Below are 24,110 nucleotides of genomic sequence, written 5' to 3'. Positions count from 1 at the left end.
CGACGTCGCGCGGCCGCCTCGAAAAATTGAGCGGCTTATAGCTCCAAGCATCGGCTTTGCATAGCCGAACCCTGAGCCATCCGGCTCATTCTGCCAGTTTTGAGCGCTCCCGACGCACAAAAGTCAATTCAAACGATTTAACAACCCCGCCGCCGCTCGAGATTTCGTTTTCAAACGGCGGCAAGCTGATGCGGGCGGCGATTATATCACGCCTGTAACGGCGTTACACACGCTCGCCATTCACCACACGGTAGCTCGGCGAATACATCGTCACCAGTTCCTCGGACGCTGTCGGATGAACCGCCATGGTGCGGTCGAAATCATCCTTGGTGCAGCCGGCTTTCAGAGTGATGCCGAGAAGTTGCGCCATCTCTCCCGCCTCATGGCCGAGAATATGCGCGCCGACGACTTTACGGTCGCTAGCATTGACGATCAGCTTCATGATCGTCTTTTCCTGACGGCCGGACAGCGTCGCCTTCATCGGCCGGAACTGTGCGCGATAAACTTCCAGTTCCGGATATTTCCTGCCCGCTTCCTCTTCCGAAAGACCAACGGTGCCGATTTCCGGCTGCGAGAATACCGCCGTTGCGATCAGCTCATGATCCGGCTTGGTCGGGTTGTTCCTGTATTCGGTTTCGATGAAGCACATGGCCTCATGGATCGCCACAGGCGTCAGCTGTACCCGGTCGGTGACGTCGCCCAGCGCGAAGATGTTCGGCACATTGGTGCGCGAATAATCGTCGACGACGATCGCGCCCCGCGCATCCAGCTTCACACCGGCATTATCGAGACCGAGGCCCTTGGTGTTCGGATCGCGGCCGAGCGCCAGCATCACCAGACCGACATGCAGCGAGCTACCCTGTTTGGTGCGCGCCACGAAACCGCCTGCACCATCCTTGCTGACTTCCTCGATGATGTCTTCGAGAATGATGCGGATGCCCTTGGCCTCCATCGCCTCATGCAGGCCCTTGCGCATGTCGTGATCGAACCGCGAGAGGATTTCCTTGCCGCGATAGATCAGTGTCGTTTCAACGCCGAGCCCGTGGAAGATATTGGCGAATTCGACAGCGATATAACCGCCGCCGGCAATCAGGATCGATTTCGGCAGTTCTTCCAGATCGAAGGCCTCGTTGGAGGAGATCGTCAGCTCATGGCCGGGCAGCGCCTTGTGCTCGTTCGGCGTGCCGCCGACGGCGATCACGATACGCTCGGCGGTGAAGGTCTCGCCGGTTTTTGTCAGCTTCACGGTATGGGCATCGACCAGTTCCGCCCGGCTGTCGAAAATATCGGCCTTGGCGTTTTCCAGACCCTTGCGGTAGAGCCCTTCGAGACGGGTGATTTCCTTGTCCTTGGCAGCGATCAGCTTCTTCCAGTCGAAGCTGCGCTCGCCGACGCTCCAGCCAAATCCTTCCGAGTCCTCGAAATGCTCAGGGAATTGCGAGGCATAGACGAACAGCTTCTTCGGCACGCAGCCGCGGATGACGCAGGTTCCGCCATAGCGATATTCCTCGGCGATCGCCACGCGCTTGCCGAGCGATGCCGCCACGCGGCCGCTGCGCACGCCGCCGGAGCCGCCACCGATGACGAAAAGATCGTAGTCATAAGCTGTCATAGTCAAAACCCCTGGTCAAAACCGCCGCCATCAGTCTCAGGACGGACGGCGCATTCACGGCACATATAGGTGCTGCGACGCACAAATGAAAAGCCCGGTCTTGCGGCCGGGCTTTGAATATTTCTGAATTGTCCGTTCACCCAATCAGGGCTTGGGAGCCGCTGGAGCGCCGCCCGTGGCGTTCTGATCGGCCGGAAGCGGCTTCAGATCGGCGCCGGCAACCTTCTGCAGTTCCGACATGCTGGAAGCGTTGAGGTCGCGGTTGATGCCGGCGGCCCAGATATCGGCGGCCTTCATCAGTTCGCGCGTGGCAATCGGGCCGTCCTTCAGGAGCTTCTTGCCGGCTTCGCTGCTGTAGAAGGTGGAAATGGCGTTCAGCTCTTCAACAGTGAAGGCGCGCGCATAAGTGAGCGCTGCTTCGCGCTCCAGATCGGCACGGCGCGGCGCAAGCTCGAGAGCCTTCGCGTCAACAGTCTCGGTGATCGCATCCTGAACGTTCGGCGAAGCCTGAATGAGTTCGGCCTTCAGACGCTCCGCCAAACCCGGCAGGATATCGTCGAAACGGTCGGTAACGCCAAGAGAAGTGATCGCCTGCCGTGCGGCGGCGATATGCGCTTCCGAAATTTCCTGGGCGCGTGCGGCAGTACCGAACACGATGCCGGAAATGAGGATCGAAGCAGCGGCAGCTTTGCCCAGTCCCGCTAGTTTGACCATGAAAATCTCGCTCCTGTTATACTGCCTGCATCACGCGGGCACCTTCAGGACCCGCGATAATGGCAAGCGATGCCAAATTTATGAAAAGTCCGTGCTCGACGACACCGGGAATCGTGTTCAGCTCGCGTGCTAGCGCTTCTGCATCAGGAATACGGCCAAAAGATGCGTCGAGGATAAGGTGCCCGCCATCGGTCATGAAGGCGCCGTCGCCGGAAGAACGCAGCGCAAGCGTGCCGGAAAGCCCGGAACGCGACGCCAGTTTTTCGATGGCGATACGCGTCGCCACCTGGCCGAAAGGGTTGATTTCGATGGGAAGCGGAAAAGCGCCCAGCGTCTCCACCACCTTGCTCTGGTCGGCGATCACGATCATGCGGTCGGATGCCGCCGCAACGATCTTTTCGCGCAGAAGCGCGCCGCCGCCGCCCTTGACGAGGCGCAGCGCATGATCGACCTCATCCGCACCATCGATGGTCAAATCCAGTTCCGGCAATTCATCCAGCGATTTCAGCGGTACGCCAAGCTCGACGCACAGGCGCGCGGTGCGCTCGGATGTCGGCACGCCCTCGACCTTGAGCCCAGCCGCGACCTTCTCGGCCAAAAGCCTGACGAATTCCTCGGCCGTCGAGCCCGTGCCGATACCGAGCCGCATCCCATCCTGTACATGGGACAGTGCGGCCTCGGCGGCCTTGATCTTCATCTGGCGGGCATCCATGTGCCTGAAACTCCGGTAGCTTTATCGTCGCCGTGCTGTTTACACGGGTCGAAAGCCAAACGAAAGCCTTTTTCAAGCCAACGAACAGAACCTTGTGACGCGGTTGCAAAGACAGGCCCGTTTGCCTAGGCTTGGCGGCAATATCAGTTGCACGCATTCCCGAGAGGCCAGTTCCCGTGACATCCCGCCCGCTCTCCCCGCTCGCCATTTTCGATCTCGACGGCACGCTGGTCGATACCGCCGCCGATCTGGTCTCGAGCCTCAACCACACCATCGCCGCAGCCGGGCTTGCGCCCGTCACCTATGACGATCTGACGCATCTGGTCGGCCAGGGTGCCCGGGTGATGATCAAGCGCGCCTTCGCGCTGCGCGAGACGGAATTGCCGGAGGCCGATATCGAACCGCTCTATGAGCGCTTCATCACCCATTACCGCGCCGAAATGCCCGGTGAAAGCCGCCCCTATCCCGGCATCGTCGAGACGCTGGACGCGCTCTCGCAAGCGGGCATCGCGCTCGCCGTCTGCACCAACAAGACCGAAATCCTCGCGTTACCGCTGCTCGAAAAACTGGGCCTCAGCCGATATTTCGCCGCCATCACCTGCGGCGATACGTTTGAATTCCGCAAGCCGGATGCCCGCCATATTCTCGGCACCATCGAAAAGGCCGGCGGCGACCCGCAGCGCTCGATCATGGTCGGCGACAGCATCAACGACATTCTCGCCGCCAGACGCGCGGCCGTGCCCTCCATCGGCGTCACCTTCGGTTATTCGGATGTGCCGATGGTTGAACTGGAGCCGGATGTGGTGATCGACGATTTCACTGAATTGACGCCGGCGCTGTTCGAAGAACTGGTTGCGAAGGGCGAAGCGGCTGCCTGAGAGGCCGCGCCGCTTCATCCAGCCCTTATCAAACAAAAAGCGCCGTTTCCGGCGCTTTTCTCTTGATGATATGCCGATCAGATCGACGCAGCCCGCGCCTTCGTCGTCACGGCGAATGCCTTCTGCACATAGCTGTCACGATCATAGACATCGTCAAAGAACTGCACCTTGCCGTCCTTGTCCGGCCAGGCGGTGAAATAGGCCACGTAGACCGGAATCTTCTCCGGCACCTGAACGGCGCGGTTCTTGCCCGACGCGATCTGCTCGCCGACCTTGTCGACGCTGGTGCCAAGAACGGCGGCGGCCATGCGGCGCGGATCGACGAGGCGGATACAGCCGTGGCTCAGCGCCCGCATGTCGCGGTTGAAGAAGCTCTTGGCAGGCGTGTCATGCATGTAGATGGCATGTGCATTGGGGAACAGGATTTTCAGATCGCCCAACGCATTGTCGCTGCTCGGCGGCTGGCGCACGGAAACGGCGTTGGTGGAGCCATACCAGTTGACGCTGGTGGAAGAGACGGCGCGTCCGCCCACCTGCACCTCATAACCCAGCCGGTCGAGATAGGACGGATCGCGGCGCAGCTTCGGCAGCATCTCGTTGACGATGATCGACTGCGGCACACCCCAATAGGGGTTGAACTCGACAGTCTGGATCTGGTCCTGAAAGAAATAGGTCTGGTTGGCCTTGGAGCCGACAACCACTTTCATGCCGAACTGTTCCTGGCCGTCATTGTGGTAATAGGCCATGAAGGCTGGCTGGTTGATGAAGACGTAACGCTGGCCGAGATCGGCCGGCAGCCAGCGGATCTGCTCCATGGCAACCTGCACCTTGGCGATCTTCGCGTCATTGCTTTCGCCGACCATGGCGCGCACGGTCGCGCGGCCGATAACGCCGTCCGGCTTCAGGCCGTTTTCGCTCTGGAACGCCTTCACCAGATCGACGAGATCGGGCGTATAATCCGGCGTCTGCTGGTAAGCGGAAATGATTGCCGCATGCTCGGCCTTGAAAGCGGGCGAAGCGCGATGTTCGATGGCCATGACGACATTGGCCATATCCGCGCTGCTATTGCCCGGCTTTAGCAACAGATCGGCAGGAACGCGGACGACATGCGCCGCATCGCCCTCGTCGCGCAGGCGCGCAAGTTCAGCCTTCAGCGCCAGATATTCGGCGCTCGACGGTTCGCGGCTGCGCAGATACGCGGCAACATCGGGGCTCAGGCCGGCAAGCTTCAGCACCGGTGCGAGGTTCACCGTCTTGCGCTTGAAATCGTGATAGCCGGAAAGCCGGTTCGGATCGACACGGCCGCGGGTCGTATCCTGAACATAAGCCAGAACCTTGGCGGAAAGCGCCAGCTCGAACTGCATCTGCGCCCGTTGATAAGCCTCGGACACGGGCGCCGAGGCCTTCTCCACCGTCGTAGCGGTTGCAGCCGCGCCGGAAGCATTGGTGATGCTGGCCGTCACATCCTTTGCCGGTGGCGAAATGCTGTAATCGGCCGGATCGAGGCCGCTTTCACCGACCGTCTCGAGAAAGGCGATGACAGCGTTGGCGCGCGCGGTCAGCTCGCCTTCCGAAACCCACAGCGTCTTGCCGCCGGCGCCGTAATAGGCTTCCAGTGCCTTGGCGATCTCGGGGGTGGCGCTGAACTTCAGATTGGCAAGGCCTTCACCGAAATTCGCCGTGTTTACTGCACGGGCCGAATCCGCCTTGTAGTTGTAATAGCGCGGGCCTGAAACACGCGGCAATGGCTCGGGATCGGAAGCATCGGCGCTTTGGCCCGCACTTGATCCGGAGGGTGAGGTAACGATGCCGGCCGGCGGCAACTCGCCGCGATCCCGCGCGATCTTACCAGGGCCACCGCGCAGGAGGTCCATCAGCGTTACCGCCCCGGCACTGCCGGGAAGAGCGGTGGAAACGGAAAGACCGAGAGCCAGCACCAGTGCTGCCGATGTTTTTCCAGATGTGACTTGCAATTTGATCCTCGTAGCACCCAGCACCGCCAGCAAAAGGCGGGCATCAGTTTCATGCCTGTCTAGCCGATAGACGGCCAGTTGAAAAGAAAACGCGAAAAAGCCCACAACCGTGCCGAAATGAACCTTATAATACAGCCAAAGCCATAAAAACGTAATTTCCAGAATTGGCGAGAATGGTTAAATTTCTATTTATTTCATTCACTTTGCCCTATCCCGCCAGACCCTCAGGGCACCCCGGAAAGCCCGGTTCGCCAGCCGTTTCGCGTCGTAGTAAAAATGACACGCCGGCGCCTTTTTCGCCCCGCGCCGCGCCATGCGGCGAAATCGCTTTTGCGCGGCGGGAAATATCTGCCTGCGCCGCATTGCAGCGCTTTCATTGCCGGCGCGATGATTCTATATATCGGCCGCGCAAGGCGGGCGAAGGCGCCGTTTTGGCGGAGGAAAACGAGTAAAAAGGCAAGATTGATGACAGCCACACGGACGGAAACCGATACATTTGGACCCATTGAAGTTCAGGCCGATCGCTATTGGGGCGCCCAGGCGCAGCGCTCGCTCGGCAACTTCAAGATCGGCTGGGAAAAGCAGCCCGCCTCTGTCGTTCGCGCGCTCGGCATCGTCAAGCAGGCCGCAGCCCGCGCCAATATGGCGCTTGCCGGCCTCGACCCGAAGATCGGTGACGCCATCATCGCCGCCGCGCAGGAAGTCATCGACGGCAAGCTGACCGAGCATTTTCCGCTCGTCGTCTGGCAGACCGGCTCCGGCACCCAGTCCAACATGAACGCCAATGAGGTGATTTCCAACCGCGCAATCGAGATGCTCGGCGGCGAAATGGGCAGCAAGAAGCCTGTTCACCCCAATGACCACGTCAATATGAGCCAGTCCTCGAACGACACCTATCCCACCGCGATGCATATCGCCTGCGTGGAACAGATCGTTCATCACCTGCTGCCGAGCCTGAAGCACCTGCACAAGGCGTTGGAAGCCAAGGTCAAACAGTTTGAGAAGATCATCAAGATCGGCCGCACCCACACGCAGGATGCAACGCCGCTGACGCTCGGCCAGGAATTCTCCGGTTACGCCGCGCAGGTCGCCTCCGCCATCGCCAACATCGAAACCACCCTACCCGCGCTTTCAAAGCTCGCCCAGGGCGGCACCGCCGTCGGCACGGGCCTCAATGCTCCGGTTGGTTTTGCCGAGAAGGTTGCCGAGGAGATCTCCAAGATCACCGGCCTTTCCTTCGTCACCGCGCCGAACAAGTTCGAAGCGCTCGCCTCGCATGATTCCATGGTCTTCTCCCATGGCGCGATCAATGCGGCTGCGGCTGCGCTCTTCAAGATCGCCAACGACATCCGCTTCCTCGGCTCCGGCCCGCGCGCCGGTCTCGGCGAACTCTCGCTGCCGGAAAACGAGCCCGGCTCGTCGATCATGCCGGGCAAGGTCAACCCCACCCAGTCGGAAGCGCTGACGCAGGTGTGCGCCCACATCTTCGGCAACAATGCAGCGCTCTCCTTCGCCGGTTCGCAAGGCCACTTCGAGCTGAACGTCTATAACCCGATGATGGCCTACAACTTCCTGCAGTCTGTCCAGCTTCTGGGCGACGCCGCCGTCTCCTTCACCGACAATTGCGTCGTCGGCATCGAAGCTCGCGAAGACAACATCAAGAAGGGCGTCGAAAACTCGCTGATGCTGGTGACGGCGCTCAACAGCAAGCTCGGCTACGACATCTGCGCCAAGATCGCCAAGACCGCGCACAAGAACGGCACGACGCTGCGCGACGAGGCCGTTGGCGGCGGATACCTCACCAACGAGGAGTTCGACCAGTATGTGCGCCCGGAGAACATGATCGGGCCGAAGTAATCGGTTTGGATTTTGATGGAATTGGAAACGGGCCTGCGGGCCCGTTTTTTTGTTTGCTGGAAGCGCATGACACTACCTCCCCCCATACTCGACGTCATCCTCGGGCTTGACCCGAGGATGACGGAGGGAAGGTATCACCCAACAAAAAAGGGCCGCTGTCGCGGCCCTCTTCATCTCATTCAAACCGTCAAACCAGCCGGCTCTGCTCCACCGCCGCCTCAACGAAGCTGGCAAACAGCGGATGCGGGTCAAGCGGGCGGCTCTTCAGTTCCGGATGGTACTGAACGCCGATGAACCAAGGATGATCAGGGTATTCCACCGTTTCCGGCAGCACACCATCCGGCGACATGCCGGAGAAGACGAGGCCGCATTCTTCCAGCCGGTCCTTGTAGTCCACATTCACCTCATAGCGGTGACGGTGACGCTCGGAAATATCCGTGGAGCCGTAAATCTCGGCGATCTTGGTGTCTTTCTTCAGCGCCGCCTTGTAGGCGCCGAGGCGCATCGTGCCGCCGAGATCGCCCTTGGAGGAGCGCTTCTCCAGCTCGTTGCCCTTCACCCATTCGGTCATCAGGCCAACAACAGGCTCGGAGGTCGGGCCGAATTCGGTGGAGGAGGCATGTTCGATGCCGGCCAGATGACGGGCCGCTTCAACGACCGCCATCTGCATGCCAAAGCAGATGCCGAAATAGGGCACGTTGCGCTCACGCGCGAACTGTGCCGCCATGATCTTGCCTTCCGAACCGCGCTCGCCAAAACCGCCCGGCACCAGAATGCCGTTGACCTTTTCGAGATAGGGCGTCGGATCTTCCTTTTCGAAGACTTCCGACTCGATCCACTCCAGCTTGACCTTGACGCGGTTGGCAAAGCCGCCGTGATGCAGCGCCTCGATCAGCGACTTATACGCGTCCTTCAGGCCGGTATATTTGCCGACGATCGCAATCGTCACTTCGCCTTCCGGTGTGCGGATGCGGTTGCAGACCTCTTCCCACTGTTCCAGACGCGGCTTCGGCGCCGGCTCGATGCCGAAAGCGGCCAGCACTTCCGAATCAAGGCCTTCCTTGTGGTAGGCAATCGGAACGTCGTAGATATTCGCCACATCCAGCGCCTGGATGACGGCGGAAGGACGCACGTTGCAGAACAGCGAAAGCTTGCGGCGTTCGGCTTCCGGGATTTCCCGGTCGGCGCGCACCAAGAGGATGTCGGGATGAATACCGAGCGCCTGCAGCTCCTTGACGGAATGCTGGGTCGGCTTGGTCTTCAGCTCGCCGGCTGCCGGAATATAGGGCATCAGCGTCAGGTGAAGATAGATCGCCGTGCCGCGCGGCAGATCGTTGCCGAGCTGGCGGATCGCCTCCATGAACGGCATCGCCTCGATATCACCCACCGTGCCGCCGATTTCGCAGATGACGAAGTCGTAATCGTCATTACCTTCGGTGACGAAATCCTTGATCTCGTTGGTGACATGCGGAATGACCTGAACGGTCGCGCCGAGATAATCGCCGCGCCGTTCCTTGTCGATGATGTTCTTGTAGATGCGACCGGTGGTGATGTTGTCGGTCTTGGTGGCCGAACGCCCGGTAAAGCGTTCATAGTGGCCAAGGTCGAGGTCCGTCTCGGCACCGTCATCCGTCACGAACACTTCGCCGTGCTGTGTCGGGCTCATGGTGCCGGGATCAACGTTCAAATAGGGGTCAAGTTTGCGAAGCCGCACCCGATAACCACGGGATTGCAGCAAAGCTCCGAGTGCCGCAGCTGCGATGCCCTTACCGAGAGAGGAGACCACGCCGCCTGTGATGAATACATATCGCGCCATGGGATTCACCGGATACCTTTTTACCTCTGATTCCGCCAGCCCAAATTTCATTGTTTCGAAAATTCGCTGTTGACGAATCTGCGATGGGGCGAGCCGGAATGCGAACAAAAGAAAACCGGCAGGCTTTTGGCCTGCCGGAGCGTTAAATCATAACCGGGCTTATTGACCGGTCGGAACTGCGTTCGGATCGGCTGGCTGCGCCGGGGCCGGCGCGGCCGTGCCGGAAGCGGCCGGAGCCGGGGTCGTCTGAGCCGGTGCGGCTGCACCATTGGTCGGAACGCCATTCTCAGCCGGAGCGGGCGTCGACGGCGTCGTCGCCGGGCCGAGCGTATCGAGAATGCCGTTACCCTGGCCCTGCGTGGCCGGAATACGGTTCAGAATGTCGGTCGGGCGCGATTCGTAGCGCGTCAGGAGACCGAGGCCGAGCGAGGTCGCGAAGAACAACGCGGCAAGGATCGCCGTGGTGCGCGTCAGCGCATTGGCCGTTCCGCGCGCGGACATGAAGCCCGAACCGCCGCCGATACCGAGGCCGCCGCCTTCGGAACGCTGGATCAGGACCACGCCGACAAGCGCCAGCACGATCATGAGGTGAATAACAATCAAAACGGTCTGCATGACAATCCATTCCATGCCCCGCGCGGAGCACTACAAAGAAGGTTTCGCGGCTCTTTACATGAGGCGAAGGCTTATTCCAAGCCCCTTTCCCGCTCCACTCGCAGGAAAGCTCCGATCAAGCCGTCAGTTGCTCGTATGCCGCATAGATGGACAGGAAGTCGGAGGCTTTCAAGCTCGCACCGCCGATCAGCGCGCCGTCGACGTTTTCAACACCCATCAACTCCAGCGCATTGGCGGGCTTCACCGAGCCGCCATAGAGGATACGCATGGTCTTGCCGGCGTCGCCGAAGCGCTTGACGAGTTCGTCGCGCATGAAGGCATGGGCCTCGCGCACATCGTCCACGGTGGGTGTCAGACCCGTGCCGATCGCCCACACGGGCTCATAGGCGATAACGGTATTTTCCGCCGTCGCCTCATCCGGCAGGGAGCCGGCGAGCTGGCGCTTGAGAATATCGAGCGTCTGACCCGCCTTGCGCTCATCCGCCGTTTCGCCGATGCAGACGATGGCAATGAGATCGGCCTGGTGGGCGGCGGATGCCTTGGCGCGCACCAGATGATCGGTCTCGGCATGGTCGGTGCGGCGCTCGGAATGGCCAACGATAACGTGGGTGCCGAAGCAGTCGGCGATCATCTCGGCGGAAATATCGCCAGTGTGCGCGCCGGAGGCGTTCTGGTGGCAATCCTGAGCGCCGATCATCAGCGGGCTGTCATCGCAGAGCGCCGTGGCGACATAAAGCAAGGTCGAAGGCGGGCAGATCAGCGCATCCACCTTCTCGGAAAGTGCGCCCTTGACGCCCTCTGCCATGGCCTTGATCTGATCGAGCGAGGCACGCGTGCCGTTCATCTTCCAGTTTCCGGCTACAAGCGGTCGAACATTCGGCGTCATGCGTATCCCATTCCCTTTGTCTAGCAGCGCCGCTGGCGGCGCTCCAACCCTCGGCCGCAGGCGGCCCTTGATCACGACAGAAGCTCTGTCTGAAATTCCCGGATATTCCTTTAGCCGCAGCAGAGGGCAATTGGTACAAAAAAGCGGTCTAAGGGTTAAAACCAGCGGCAAATTCGCAAAATTTGTCGTGCCCAGACCCGCAACACCCCCCTATCGGCTCAAAATCCAGTTCAAAACCGCCCGCCAGTCGGTCATTCGCACCGGCGTTCCGTGGCTGCCCGTCTCATAACGCGTGAACCTCGCTGGCTCGCCGGCCTTCAACAGCGTACGGAAAATCGTCGCCTGCTGATCGGCCGAATAAACCTTGTCGGCGCTGCCGTGGGTAAACCAGACCGGCTTCTTCGCCTTTGCAAAGGCGCTTTTCGGAAAATCCGGGTCGACCGCCCCGCCGAGGATCGCCATGCCCTTGAGATTGGCGACGGCTGCCTTGTCACGGCTGATGCCATAGCAGATGAAACTACCCATCGAAGCACAGGTCAGAATGACCGGCTTGCCGCCCGATTTCTGCGCCGCATCGGCAATCAGCGCCGCGATATCGGCAACGCCGTTCTCATCGAAGGAACGAACGCTTGGCACGTAATAGGTGCCTCCATTGGCAACGGCGAGGTTTTTCAGCCTGTTGAAGTTGCCGCCGAAGGTGTAGTCGTTCATGCCGAGCCGCCGGTCACCGCCGCGCCCGTGGATGAAGATGACGGTGAAGGCCTGGCCGCTCGCCGGCCCGACGCGACCGACCTCAAGCGCCCTGCCCCCGGCGGAAACGGTTTCGAGCGCCTGCGTCTTCTTCGGCGTCATATCGACATATTGTCGTTTCACCCGGCGTTCCGGCACCTCGTCGCGACCGTTGATATCGCGCATTTCCTGATAGTCGATGACCTCGGACGCGCCGCCATCGCCGCTGGAAAGCACCGTATGGGCGGAAAACAGCTCATCCTTGAAGGGACGCAGCGGCCCGTCAGCGGCAGAGGCCGCAACCGGCATTGCCGCCACAGTCAGGCTAAAAAGAGTACAAAACGTGAAATGAGCTGTGGACATGCCTTGGCTAACCGTTCATTCGTGGCTGCGAGACTTGCCATCGCAAGGCCGGCAGCGCAATCCTCCTGTTGCGAAACCCTGACACAATCGTGGCATAGGATGCGCCGCGTTTGCCAGACGGACCCTTGAATCGGACGGGAACCGCGTTTGGCGTTATGATTGACGCTACTGGCATAATGATTCGCATGGCGAAATTCTGACACACGCTTTTGAACTTTGGACATGATGGACGACAGCAACGATCTCTTCTCCGGTCTTCCGGCAGCACGAAACAGCGATACGGAAACGAACGAGGACGCCGCAAAGACGCCGGTGACCGCGGCCGCCAACGTGCCCGCCAACGCGAATGTGCAGCCGAAACCCGCAGCCGTTGCGGCCGTGACGCAGCCCGCCCCTGTATCACCGACCGGTGATGACTACGGCGCGTCCTCGATCCGCGTGCTCGAAGGGCTTGAGCCCGTGCGCATGCGCCCGGGCATGTATATCGGCGGCACTGATGAAAAGGCGCTGCACCATCTCTTCGCCGAAGTCATCGACAACTCCATGGACGAGGCAGTCGCCGGGCACGCCAATTTCATCGAGGTCCATCTCGATGCGGAAGGTTTCCTGACGGTAACGGATAACGGTCGCGGCATTCCGGTGGAGAACCACCCGCAGGTCCCCGGAAAATCCACGCTCGAAGTCATCATGACCAAGCTGCATGCTGGCGGCAAGTTCGACGGCAAGGCCTATGAGACATCGGGCGGCCTGCATGGCGTCGGTGTTTCCGTGGTCAATGCGCTCTCCGATCTTCTGGAAGTGGAAGTGGCGCGTAACCGCAAGCTTTACCGCCAGCGTTTCTCGCGCGGCCTGCCGATCGGCCCCTTGGAAGAGCTGGGCGACGTGCACAACCGTCGCGGCACCCGCGTGCGTTTCCATCCCGATCCGCAAATTTTCGGCGATCACGCGAAATTCGAGGCGGCCCGCATCTTCCGCATGGCCCGCTCCAAGGCCTATCTGTTCGGCGGCGTTGAAATCCGCTGGAGCTGCGATCCCGGCATGGTGCCGGCCGGTGGTGAAATCCCCGAAAAGGCCGTGTTCCATTTCCCCGGCGGCCTGAAGGACTATCTCGCCGCCACGCTCGGCAAGGAATTCACCGTCACCCGCGAAATTTTCTCGGGCCGCACGGAAAAGACCGGCGGCCACGGTGCGCTGGAATGGGCAGTCACCTGGTATGGCGGCGACACGCAGATCCATTCCTATTGCAACACCATCCCGACCCCTGAAGGCGGCACGCACGAGGCGGGTTTCCGCATCGCGCTCACCAAGGGCCTGAAGAATTATGCGGACCTGACGCAGAACAAGCGCGCCAAGGACATCACCACCGATGACGTAATGATTTCGGCTGCCGGCATGCTCTCGGTCTTCATCCGCGAGCCGGAATTCGTCGGCCAGACCAAGGACAAGCTCGCCACCGTCGAGGCCCAGCGTATTGTCGAAAATGCGCTGCGCGATCCCTTCGACCATTATCTTGCCGGCAATCCGGGCGAAGCGGCGAAGCTGCTGGACTGGGTGATCGAGCGCGCCGAAGAGCGCCTGCGCCGCCGCAAGGAAAAGGAAGTCAATCGCAAGACCGCCGTGCGCAAGCTGCGCCTGCCCGGCAAGCTGGCGGATTGCTCCCAGAACACTGCAGAAGGCGCTGAGCTTTTCATCGTCGAGGGCGACTCGGCCGGCGGCTCGGCCAAGCAGGCGCGCAACCGCGCCAATCAGGCTATCCTGCCGCTGCGCGGTAAAATTCTCAACGTCGGCAGCGCCAGCCGCGAAAAACTCTCCGCCAACCAGCAGATTGCCGATCTCATCCAGGCGCTGGGCTGCGGCACGCGCACAAAGTACCGCGAAGAGGATTTGCGGTACGAGCGCATCATCATCATGACCGATGCCGATGTCGACGGCGCCCATATCGCCTCGCTGCTCATCACCTTCTTCTATCAGGAAATGCCGGAACTCATTCGCGGCAACCATCTCTATCTGGCCGTGCCGCCGCTCTATAAGATCGCGCAAGGTGCGAAATCCGCCTACGCCCGCGACGACGCCCACCGCACTGAGCTGATGGAAACCATGTTCAAGGGCAAGAAGGTGGAAATCAGCCGCTTCAAAGGTCTCGGCGAAATGATGGCGGCGCAACTGAAGGAAACCACCATGGATCCCGAAAAGCGCACCCTGCTGCGCGTCGAGATCGACGATGTGGATTTCGAAGGCACCCGCGAGGCCGTCGACAATCTGATGGGCACCAAGGCGGATGCCCGTTTCCGCTTCATTCAGGAACGCGCGGCCTTTGCAGATAATCTGGATATCTGATCATCCGGACCAACCTTGAAAGGCAGCGCATGGCGCTGCCTTTTGCGTTGATATGGAAGCAACATCTTGCGGATAGTACCCGGCACTACACCGCGACATCCTCACGAACGCCCATAATGCGATCGATCAGGCCCCATTCCAGAGCTTGCTCCGCCGTCATGAAAAAATCCCGGTCCATGGCCGCTTCGAATTTCTCATAACTGCGTTTGCAATGTTCGGAATAAAGCCGCGTCATGCGGTGCTTGGTCTGCCGCATCTCTTCGGCATGGATCAACATGTCCGACGCCTGTCCCTGGAAACCGCCCAGCGGTTGATGAATATGGATGCTGGCATTGGGAAGGGCGCTCCGCTCGCCCGGTTCACCCGCCATCAGCAAGAACGATCCCATGGAGCGGGCCGTTCCCATGCAGAGCGTATGAACCGGTGCGCGGATATAGTGCATGGTGTCATACATGGCGAGACCGCTGGTCACCACACCGCCCGGCGAATTGATATAGAGATGGATCGGCTTCTTCGGGTTCTCCGCCTCGAGAAACAGCAATTGCGCGCAGACCAGCGCGGAAACCGCATCGTTCACCTCGCCGTTGAGGAAGATGATCCTTTCCCTCAGCAGCCGGGAATAGATGTCAAAGGACCTTTCTCCCCTCGACGATTGTTCGACTACCATAGGGACGAGTTGCATCGCTTCGCGCATCGGCGAACTCCTGTCGTTTAAAAATGTCGGGGAACGTTCCGGATCAGGCGGCGAGCTTGATCGGCGAACCGTTATGGTTTGCAGCGGCCTTTATCATCCGGCCGGTATTGACTGACAGGTCATGAATGATGAGCAGGCTGGTGCCGCCATGGGCATTCGCCGCGATCCTGAAGGTGACGGTGCTTTCCAGAAATGGCGGATTATCCTCGCGCAGCCGGTAGCGAACCTCCTCGCCGGGCTTGATGTCGATCGCGTCAGGTTCAGCCAGAGCTTCGTTCGGTAACCAGTGTTCGCGGAACGCCGGAATGCTGATAGCGCGCCACACTTTCTGCGGCGGCTCGTCCAGATCATATTCAAGCGCGATGCCGTTTTTAGGCGCTTCCGGTGTCTGCCTGTTCATTGGTCCATATCCTTCAGCAGGAGTTTGAGAGCCTCAATGCGCTGCGGCCAGTAGGCGCGATATTTGCCGAGCCAGGCCGCAATGCGCGTCAGCCCGTCCGGATCAACTTCGTAATTGACGAAACGGCCCTGCCGCTTCTCGATCACCAGCCCTGCCCCGCGTAACACTGAAAGATGCTGCGACATGGCCGGCTGGCTGATTTCGATCCCCTCACGCAGGGCGGAAGCGTTCATGGCGCCCTCCGCCAGCTTTTCGAAAATGGCGCGGCGCGTCGGATCGGCCAGCGCCCGGAAAATATCGTTCTCTGTCATGACAACACATAAGCACACGCTTATGTGATTCGCAAGCCCTTTCGGCGCGTGGAAAACGCGCCTTTTTTACTCCAGTGGCACGAGGTCCGTGAACGCTTTATCCCCTCGCGCGTTTTCATCCCGCCTGATACTCTTCGGGCCGGGAGCGATCAAAACAAGTGACTGCATTTACGGTCTTCATCATCATTCTTCTCTTGGTCATAGGGCCGAGCCTGTTTGTCGTCATCGGCAAACAGCGGGAAAGGGCCATTCCCAAGCGCCCTTCCGCCGCCCTGCCCCTTGCCGAAGACGCGACAACGCTGGACCGGCACTGGCAATCGATAAAAAACGGCTGGAATGAGAAGAATGCGCTCTGCCTGTTGCATTCCAACCTCGACGCCTTCGCAGTGCGCGTGGCGGCGGCGCGCGCCGCCGGGCGCAGCCTCGATCTCATGTATTACATGTGGAACGCCGATCTCACCGGGCGGCTGATGATGCGCGAAGTCATCGCCGCCGCTGATCGCGGCGTGCGCGTGCGCCTGCTGCTCGACGATCTCGGCGTTTCCATTTCCGACCGCATCTTCCACGCCATAGACAGCCATCCGAACATCGAGTTGCGACTGTTCAACCCCACCCGGGCGCGGGAAAACATCCTGCATCGAAGCATCGAGCTGGTGCTGCGCTTCCGCAGCGTCAACAGGCGCATGCACAACAAGGCATGGATTGCCGATGGGCGCGCGGTCATCGTCGGCGGACGCAATATTGGCGACGCCTATTTCGACGCCGCCGAGCGGGCGAATTTTCACGATTTCGATATTCTCGGTTTCGGCAACATCGTTGCCGATGCCACCGCAATCTTTGACGATTACTGGAACAGCGCCGTTGCCGTTCCGGTGCGGTCGCTGCTCGCACGCAGGCCCAACAAACTTGCCAGGTTACGGCGCGAACTGGACGCGTTGCCGAAAAGCGAGGCGGCGAAACCTTATCTCGAACGGGTCGAAAGCCAACATGGCCGCGATCATTTCCTGATGTCGGATCGCCTGCACTGGGTCGAATCGGTAGATGTGCTGGCCGACCCACCGGAGAAGGCGGCGGGAAAGCGCCGCAAGGGCCATAACTTCCTGATGGAGAGCCTGCTGCCGCTGATGCAGGAGGCAGGCGACAGCCTTCACATCACCTCTCCCTATTTCATTCCCGGCAAACAGGGTGTGGGGATATTTTCAAGGCTTGCCGAAAGCGGCGTCTCGGTCGCCATCCTCACCAATTCGCTGGCCGCAACGGATGTGGCCGCCGTGCACGCCGGTTATGCCCGCTATCGCAAGCCGCTTCTGGCCGCCGGGGTGCGGCTGCACGAGTTGCGCGCGCAGGCGGATCAGGCGAACTTCACCCTGCGCGGCTCGGGACAGGCAAGCCTGCATACCAAGGCCTTCACCCGCGATGGCGCGACCGGTTATATCGGCTCACTCAATTTCGACCCACGCTCCGCCTCGCTCAATACGGAGATGGGCGTCGTGTTCAACTCAGCCCCGCTGGTTGCCCGCATGGACGAGATATTCGCCAAAGAAATCCGCCCCAGCATGAGCTTCGCGCTGGAAATCGACAAGGGCAGGCATATCGTCTGGATGACGGAAGAACAGGGGCGAACCAGAACATACCGGCGCGAACCAGACGCCGCCATCAGCCGCCGCATCGTTGCCGGCATCATGCGCTTTCTGCCGCTGGAATCGCAGCTTTAACGGGGAAAGCTTTGGCTCAGGCCGCCGGTCTCACCCCCGCTTTCGCCAGCTGTATCTGCACCAGCGTGTCGAGGTTCTGGTTGACCCGGCAATAAAACTCCTCGTCGATGAAGGGACGCAGCATGAAATCATTGCCGCCTGCCTTCAAAAACCGTGCGGAAAGCAGCCGGTTGGTGGAGGACGAAACCCCGATGATGCGCAGCTCATGCGACCCGCGCACGGTGCGGATGCGCCGCGTCAGCTCAAAGCCGTCAATATCGGGCATGTTGTAGTCGGTGACCACAAGGCCGATATCGGGATTGGCCTTCAGGATATCGAGCGCCTTCGCACCGCTGTCCGCCAGGCTGACACGAAAATTATAACGCTTGAGACGGCTCGAAAGCAGCGCCCGCGCCGTCGGGCTGTCATCGACGATCAGCACATGATGGCGGTGGTTGGTGAGAAAGCGGCAGACGGATTCCGTCAGCATGTCCACGGCGAAAATATTGTCCTTCAGAATATAATCGACCACATCCTTGGCGATCAGCGTTTCACGCGTCGCCTCATGAAACGTGCTGGTGAAAACGATGGTCGGGATCGAAAGATCGATCAGATATTCCAGCGCCTCGCCCTTTTCCGCCCCCGGCAGGTTGATGTTGGAAATAGCGAGCGTTACCGGTTCGGACGAATGTTCGTAACAGGCCTGCAAGTCTTCGAAGGAGCGGCATACCTCCACGGAAACGCCAAGCATCTCATTGAGCCGCCTGCTCACCATCTGGGTGAACACGTTGCTGTCTTCCGCCAGCAAAATCCGGCTATTTGTAAAAGGCACGCCCGAATACTGCATGCCCGTTATGCCCAGGAAATTCATTCTGTCCCGACCCCCATCGAATGTCAGAGAAAGATAGCAGGCTCATTTTTCAGAATGATTAATAGCACTATTTCTGAAGAATCAGTTGAGCACATGCTTACTTAAACGGAAATACGGCCCGCGAGGGGCCGTATTCCAAGTTTGGGAGGGGATTTCTGTCTTATACGCGCAGAAGCGCGTTATCGGTGTCGAACGGGCTCTCTTGCACCACTTCAGCATCGTAGGACGTGCCGAGAATGCGGATCTTGAGCTTGGTGCCCACGGCCGCATATTCCGGCTTGAGCATGGCGAGTGCGATGGATTTGCCCATGCGCCAACCGAAACCACCGCTTGTCGCACGCCCGGCAAGCACACCGTTCTCATCGAAGATCGCTTCAGAACCGCGCGCATCGACGTCTGTATTGCCAGACACGGTCAGCGTCGAGAACACCCATTTCGCACCGGCTTCCTTGTAAGCCACCAGCGCATCGCGGCCGATGAAGGATTTTTCCGGGCGCACGAAACGATCAAGACCGGATTCATAGGCGTTGTATTCCACCGATAGCTCGCGGCCCATGTTGCGATAGGATTTTTCGAGCGACATGGAGACCATGGCGCGGATACCGAATGGCTTGATCCCGAATTCGGCGCCCGCTTCCATCAGCCGGTCGAAGATGTAGTTCTGCATCTCGATCGGATGGTGCAGTTCCCAGCCAAGTTCGCCCACGAAGTTGACGCGCAACGCATGCGCCGTCGCCACGCCAACGGAAATCTGCTTGCCGGTAAGCCAGGGGAAATCCTTGTTCTCCAGGCTGGTGCGTGTCAGCTTCTTCAGGAGGTCGCGCGACTTCGGACCGGCAAGAACCAGCACGCCGTATTTCTGCGTGATCGGCTGCAACACCACAGAACCGTCGGTCGGGGCAAGGCGGTGCAGAACGTCATGGTCATGCGCTTCGAGACCACCGGCCGAAACCATGTAGAAGCGACCCGGCGCCCATTCATAGACCGTGAATTCCGCCTTCACGCCGCCGTTCGGCGTCAGGAGATGGGTAAGCGCGATACGGCCGCGCTTCTTCGGAATGGCATTGGCGAGAATGCTGTCGAGCCACACCCGTGCGCCGGGGCCGGAGACTTCCATCTTGGCGAAGGCGGACATATCGAGCACGCCGACATTCTGATGCACATTCTTCACCTCGTTACCGACATGTTCGAAATAGTTCGAACGGCGGAACGACCACTTTTCAACGATACGACCGTCATCCAGAGCCGGCGCATGGTTGTGGCTGGTGATGACATCGGCGCCAACGCCGAGGTCTTCCTCGCGCAGCGCATAACCTTCCGGCGCATACCAGTTGGCGCGCTCCCAGCCATAAACCGAGCCGAACACGCCGCCGAGCTTCTTCAGGCGGTCATAAACCGGCGTCGTCTTCAGCGGACGGGCGGCGGAGCGCTCTTCATCCGGGTAATGCATGGTGAAGACGTTGGCATAGGCTTCCTCGTTCTTGGCGATGAGGTAACCTTCCGTTGCGTAAGGCCCGAAACGGCGCGGATCGACACCCATCAGGTCGAGCGTCGGCTCGCCATCGACGATCCACTCGGCCAGCTGCCAGCCGGCGCCACCGGCAGCGGTGATGCCGAAGGAATGGCCTTCGTTCAGCCAGAAGTTCTTCAGGCCCGGTGCGGGGCCGACAATCGGGTTACCATCAGGCGTATAGGCGATCGCGCCATTATAGACCTTCTTGATGCCCACTTCGCCGAAGGCCGGAACGCGCACCATGGCCGTTTCGATATGCGGCATCAGGCGGTCGAGTTCCTCCTGGAACAGCTCATATTCGCTGTCATCGGAAGGACCGTCGACATAACAGACCGGCGCGCCGACTTCATAAGGACCGAGGATCAGGCCGCCCGCTTCCTCGCGCATATACCAGGCCGAGTCGGATTCGCGCAGGACGCCCATTTCAGGCAGGCCCTGGCGACGGCGCTCCTGAATGGCCGGATGCGGCTCCGTGACGATATATTGATGCTCAACCGGAATGACCGGGATGTTGATGCCCACCATCTCGCCGGTCTTGCGGGCAAAGGAGCCCGTGCAGGAGATGATGTGTTCGGCGATGATCTCGCCCTTGTCCGTTGTCACCTTCCAGTGACCGTCTTCCATCTGCTCGATGGCGGTGACTGTCGTGTTGCGATAGATGGTCGCTCCGCGGTCACGCGCGCCCTTGGCCAACGCTTGTGTCAGATCGGCGGGCTGGATGTAACCATCGTCAGGGTGCTGGATAGCGCCCAGCAGGCCGTCCGTCTCACACAGCGGCCAGATTTCCTTGACCTGTTCCGGCGTCAGCATGTTGACGCGCACGCCGATGGTCTCGGCGATGCCGGCATAATACATATATTCGTCCCAGCGATCCTTGGTGCGGGCGAGACGAATGTTGGAGACCTTGGAGAAGCCGACATTCATGCCGGTCTCTTCCTGAAGCTCCTCATAGAACTTCACGGAATATTTGTGGATCTGACCGACCGAGTAGCTCATGTTGAACAACGGCAGAAGCCCGGCCGCATGCCAGGTGGAACCCGAGGTCAGCTCCTTGCGCTCGATGAGCACGCTGTCGCTCCAGCCCTTCTTGGCCAGATGATAAAGCGTCGAAACGCCAACGACGCCGCCACCGATCACCACCGCCCGTGCATGTGTCTTCATTTACAGAACCCCTGAAAAGCGCCGGCCTTGCCTTATTCCGCCGACATTGGATGGGAGGAATATGAAGCGCTTGACGGCCGTTCAGCCGCCTGATTGCGACATGGCCATAGGGTGCTGCGACAGGCGTGAAAATGCCGAGCATGCCGGACGAAGATCACACAGCTCTGCGGCTCGTTTCTTCTCCCGCCGGAAAGAAGGCGACAGGCCGCAAATCCATGCTCAATAGCTTCGACGCCTGAGGCAAGCAGCAATCTAGGCTTTTACGCGCCCGGCTTCTCCTTCGGTTCGGTCACCTTGCCGTCTTTCGACGTTTCCTTTTCCGGCGCAGAAGCCGCACCGGTATGGGCCGCCTGCGCCTTTTCGCCCTCCTCCGAAAGTAGCGCCGCCATCATCTGCGAGTTGGCGTCGCCCTCCATGTGGATATTCAGATTGCGCTGCGGGAACGGAATATCGATCCCTTCCTCACGGAAGCGCTTGAGGATGGCGATCCTCATCGCATTTCTCACGCCGAGCCCGTTCGAAAGATCGGCAAGATGGAAACGCAGTTCGAAATCCAGCGAAAAATCGCCGAAGCGGAGGAATTCCACATGGGGCTCGGGATTGCGCAGCACCGACGGCTGGGCGCGCACCAGTTCCAGCAAAATGTCCATGACCTGCTGCGGATCGGAATCATAAGAGACGGAAACCGGTATTTCGGCACGCATGATGCGGTTGCGGTGTGTCCAGTTGCCGACGGAGGAATTGATGAATTCCGAATTCGGTACGATGATCGACTGACCACGGAAGGTTTCTATCTCGGTGGCGCGTACGGAAAGCCGCTTGACGGTGCCCTCCGTCGTTCCCGTCACCACCCAGTCCCCCACCTTGAAGGGGCGCTCCACCAGCAGGATAAGGCCGGACACGAAGTTCGAGACGATGTTCTGCAGGCCGAAACCGATACCGACAGAAAGGGCGGAAGCCACCAGCGCCAGGCTGGAGAGGTTGAGACCCGCCGAAGACACGCCGAAGATCGCCGCCACAGCGATACCGAGATAGCCGATACCGGTCTTGACGGAATTGCGCACCCCGGCATCCACCTGGCCGCGCGCCATGACGTTGTTGTCCAGCCACCTCTGGAACCAGCGGGTGATGGTGTAACCGATGGCGAAAACGAGGATGCCGCCGAATATGCCGATCAGCGAAATGGAGGCATTGCCGACGGTGATGCCGGTCAACAGACGATAAGCCCAGCTTTCGATATCGCCCGGCTGGAAGCCCCACGAAAACAGGATGAGCGGCACGCCGAAGGCCAGTGCCACGATATAGATGCCGAGCCCGGCGGCAAGGCCGGCCTGATCGAGCGCGACCACGCCCAGACCGAAACGCCGCGCGAGATAACGGCCGGCAAGAGATTCCGCGAAGGCGCCCTGTCGCGAAATCGCCTTGCCCGAGAGAATGCCGATATACATTGTCGCCAGCACAGCGCCGGTGGCGACGATCTGCGTGGCAAGGAAGCGCGCAAGCCCGACATAACCGGTCAGGCAGGCGCCGATGAGAAGGAGGCCGCCCACTCGCAGCAGGATGACGAGCCAGCGCGGCAGGCGCTGGTTGCCGGTCTCATAATCCTGCCCCTCGCCGATCACCGGCCGCAGGAACGACACGGTGAGCAGGATGAGGCCGATGATGATCGAGGCGACAAAGCTCTTGGCGACGGTCACGATCAGCGGCGAATAAAGCGTCTCGCTGATCGTGCCGAACAGGTAATCGAGACCATTGACGAGCGCCATCAGCAGCACCGCCGAGGACAGCGTATGCGCGCCCTTGTTGGATACTTTCACAAGGCGCCATTCCGGCTGTGTCGGCGCAAAGATCGCATAGCTCAGTCGTGAGACGAAATAAACAAAACCGGTGATCGCCATCGCCCCGAACAGGATAGGCGCGATGTCCGACCGCAGCACGTTGAAATTATCGAGGAAGAAGGCCGAGGTGACAAGAAACAGGAACAGCGACAGCGACTGCACCATGGTTGACCAGAAGGCCACCGAAAGCCGTCTCAGATAGGAAGGCTCGCCCGTAAAGGCCCGCCGGTCCATACGGCTGCCGAAAAAGCGGTAACCGACCACGAGAAACAGCAGCCCCGCCATGATCGACAGCATCACCGCCCCGAACATCGGCAGGCGCTTGTAATTCCAGACGAAACTTGCCCAGCTGCTGAAAGCGTTGTTGAGGTTGGTCAATTCGGTCAGAAAGGCGGAGGACGCGTCGCCCAGCGTCTGCGCCGAAACTTCCGTGCGCTTGAACAGCGTGGCGGCGAAAAGCGCGCGGCGAAAAGCGGTGATGTTATTGGAAATCTGCGCGGCATTGGCGGCCGTGCTCTCCACTTCGCCGGCAATAGCATTCACCTCAGCCCGTTCCGCCGTCAGCCGGTTTCGCTCCTCCGTCACCATGCTGGCTTCCGGTGGCTGGTCGTCCGCAGGCGCCGCACCCAGCGCATCCAGCCGGGTCTTGATCTGGTCGAGACGGGTGCGCAGCTTGGTGTTGGCGGCGGCGGCATCGGCGGCAATGGTGTCGGCGCGGCCCTTCAGGTCCACTAGCTGCGCATCGTCGCGGCCGCCGGCTTCCACCTGTTGGGCGATCGCCGCGACATCGCCCTTCCATTTCTCCAGCTCCGCCCTCGCCTGTTCAACGGTCGAAGCCTGGATAGCCACCGGCGCGGGCGATGTTGTTTCCCCTTGCGCTGCGGCCGGCATTGCCGACAAGAGACCGCCGGCAAGAAAAAGCACCGCGGCCAGTATCGTCGCCATGGCGCTCCTCTGCCGCTGACCCCGCGCCAAGCCGTCGAAAACCCTGCCCTCTATCAATTCGCCGAACATCAACCGCACATCCACGCCTTTCGTCTTTTTGCACCGCATCAGGCTTTTTAGCGCCTGTCGCGCGGAAAACCACCCGCATTAAGGGAGGTTTTCAGGAGTTTGCCTTGCTTTTCACCACGAAA

General features: G+C 60.2%; 18 protein-coding genes. 4 read left to right on the top strand and 14 right to left on the bottom strand.

Features of this window, described 5'->3' with window-relative positions:
* Nucleotides 1-223 precede the first annotated feature (223 nt).
* The 3 genes from gor to rpiA all read right to left on the bottom strand — a co-directional run bounded on the left by gor (nt 224) and on the right by rpiA (nt 3,038).
* The gene (gor, locus tag AGR1_RS05675; protein WP_149146405.1) at nt 224-1,612 is read right to left on the bottom strand and encodes a glutathione-disulfide reductase; all 1,389 of its coding nucleotides are present in this window, start codon (nt 1,610-1,612) and stop codon (nt 224-226) included.
* Between the two features lie 144 nt (nt 1,613-1,756).
* Nucleotides 1,757-2,326, bottom strand: coding sequence for a DUF2059 domain-containing protein (locus tag AGR1_RS05670; RefSeq protein ID WP_003524811.1), 570 nt, complete (start codon nt 2,324-2,326; stop codon nt 1,757-1,759).
* A 16-nt stretch (nt 2,327-2,342) separates the two neighbouring features.
* Entirely contained in the window at nt 2,343-3,038 is a 696-nt protein-coding gene (gene rpiA, locus AGR1_RS05665) for a ribose-5-phosphate isomerase RpiA (protein ID WP_149146404.1), read from the bottom strand.
* A 176-nt stretch (nt 3,039-3,214) separates the two neighbouring features.
* On the opposite strand from rpiA, the gene AGR1_RS05660 reads away from it, so the two are divergent.
* Nucleotides 3,215-3,916, top strand: a complete 702-nt coding sequence (locus AGR1_RS05660; protein ID WP_149146403.1) for an HAD family hydrolase — start codon at nt 3,215-3,217, stop codon at nt 3,914-3,916.
* Between the two features lie 77 nt (nt 3,917-3,993).
* On the opposite strand, the gene AGR1_RS05655 is transcribed toward AGR1_RS05660, so the two are convergent.
* On the bottom strand, nt 3,994-5,853 hold the full coding sequence (locus AGR1_RS05655; protein WP_187772165.1) for a murein L,D-transpeptidase: 1,860 nt from the start codon (nt 5,851-5,853) through the stop codon (nt 3,994-3,996).
* 501 nt (nt 5,854-6,354) lie between these two features.
* Here AGR1_RS05655 and fumC point away from each other — a divergent pair.
* Entirely contained in the window at nt 6,355-7,746 is a 1,392-nt protein-coding gene (gene fumC, locus AGR1_RS05650) for a class II fumarate hydratase (RefSeq protein WP_149146402.1), read from the top strand.
* Nucleotides 7,747-7,933: 187 nt separating this feature from the next.
* Here the strand turns inward: fumC and AGR1_RS05645 are convergent, their stop codons facing one another.
* From AGR1_RS05645 to AGR1_RS05630, 4 genes are all read right to left on the bottom strand, one after another.
* On the bottom strand, nt 7,934-9,571 hold the full coding sequence (locus tag AGR1_RS05645) for a CTP synthase (RefSeq protein WP_162520379.1): 1,638 nt from the start codon (nt 9,569-9,571) through the stop codon (nt 7,934-7,936).
* Between the two features lie 150 nt (nt 9,572-9,721).
* The gene (gene secG, locus AGR1_RS05640; protein ID WP_003524802.1) at nt 9,722-10,177 is read right to left on the bottom strand and encodes a preprotein translocase subunit SecG; all 456 of its coding nucleotides are present in this window, start codon (nt 10,175-10,177) and stop codon (nt 9,722-9,724) included.
* Between the two features lie 115 nt (nt 10,178-10,292).
* Nucleotides 10,293-11,063 (bottom strand): triose-phosphate isomerase, encoded by a 771-nt coding sequence (gene tpiA / locus AGR1_RS05635; RefSeq protein WP_080790672.1) that lies wholly within the window; start codon nt 11,061-11,063, stop codon nt 10,293-10,295.
* Between the two features lie 210 nt (nt 11,064-11,273).
* The gene (locus AGR1_RS05630) at nt 11,274-12,155 is read right to left on the bottom strand and encodes an alpha/beta fold hydrolase (protein WP_149146400.1); all 882 of its coding nucleotides are present in this window, start codon (nt 12,153-12,155) and stop codon (nt 11,274-11,276) included.
* A 222-nt stretch (nt 12,156-12,377) separates the two neighbouring features.
* Between AGR1_RS05630 and parE the strand changes: the two genes are divergently transcribed.
* Nucleotides 12,378-14,492, top strand: coding sequence for a DNA topoisomerase IV subunit B (gene parE, locus AGR1_RS05625; protein ID WP_149146399.1), 2,115 nt, complete (start codon nt 12,378-12,380; stop codon nt 14,490-14,492).
* A gap of 85 nt (nt 14,493-14,577) precedes the next feature.
* On the opposite strand, the gene AGR1_RS05620 is transcribed toward parE, so the two are convergent.
* Genes AGR1_RS05620 through AGR1_RS05610 form a run of 3 tightly spaced genes read right to left on the bottom strand, consistent with a single transcriptional unit; the run spans nt 14,578 to nt 15,897 of the window.
* Nucleotides 14,578-15,186, bottom strand: a complete 609-nt coding sequence (locus tag AGR1_RS05620; RefSeq protein ID WP_149146398.1) for an ATP-dependent Clp protease proteolytic subunit — start codon at nt 15,184-15,186, stop codon at nt 14,578-14,580.
* A gap of 43 nt (nt 15,187-15,229) precedes the next feature.
* Nucleotides 15,230-15,586 carry an SRPBCC domain-containing protein gene (locus AGR1_RS05615; protein WP_149146397.1) on the bottom strand — a complete coding sequence of 119 codons (357 nt, stop codon included), beginning with the start codon at nt 15,584-15,586 and terminating at the stop codon, nt 15,230-15,232.
* Nucleotides 15,583-15,897 (bottom strand): metalloregulator ArsR/SmtB family transcription factor, encoded by a 315-nt coding sequence (locus tag AGR1_RS05610; protein ID WP_149146396.1) that lies wholly within the window; start codon nt 15,895-15,897, stop codon nt 15,583-15,585. The genes AGR1_RS05615 and AGR1_RS05610 overlap by 4 nt, the downstream gene beginning before the upstream one ends.
* A 158-nt stretch (nt 15,898-16,055) precedes the next feature.
* Here AGR1_RS05610 and AGR1_RS05605 point away from each other — a divergent pair, with 158 nt between their 5' ends.
* Nucleotides 16,056-17,612 (top strand): phospholipase D family protein, encoded by a 1,557-nt coding sequence (locus tag AGR1_RS05605; protein WP_149146395.1) that lies wholly within the window; start codon nt 16,056-16,058, stop codon nt 17,610-17,612.
* 16 nt (nt 17,613-17,628) lie between these two features.
* On the opposite strand, the gene AGR1_RS05600 is transcribed toward AGR1_RS05605, so the two are convergent.
* The 3 genes from AGR1_RS05600 to AGR1_RS05590 form a co-directional block, all read right to left on the bottom strand.
* Nucleotides 17,629-18,462, bottom strand: a complete 834-nt coding sequence (locus AGR1_RS05600; RefSeq protein WP_121459686.1) for a response regulator — start codon at nt 18,460-18,462, stop codon at nt 17,629-17,631.
* A gap of 160 nt (nt 18,463-18,622) precedes the next feature.
* Nucleotides 18,623-21,136: an FAD-dependent oxidoreductase gene (locus AGR1_RS05595; protein WP_149146394.1), complete on the bottom strand. Its 2,514-nt coding sequence runs from the start codon at nt 21,134-21,136 to the stop codon at nt 18,623-18,625.
* Between the two features lie 260 nt (nt 21,137-21,396).
* A complete protein-coding gene (locus AGR1_RS05590) occupies nt 21,397-24,027 on the bottom strand; it encodes a mechanosensitive ion channel family protein (RefSeq protein WP_187772055.1) in 2,631 nt (876 codons plus the stop codon).
* Nucleotides 24,028-24,110 lie beyond the last annotated feature (83 nt).

Origin of the sequence: Agrobacterium sp. B1(2019) (assembly GCF_008274755.1) — a bacterium.
Taxonomy (GTDB): Bacteria; Pseudomonadota; Alphaproteobacteria; order Rhizobiales; family Rhizobiaceae; genus Agrobacterium; species Agrobacterium salinitolerans.
Note: the sequence above shows the minus strand (reverse complement) of the source record. Positions and strands in the feature narration are given on the sequence as shown.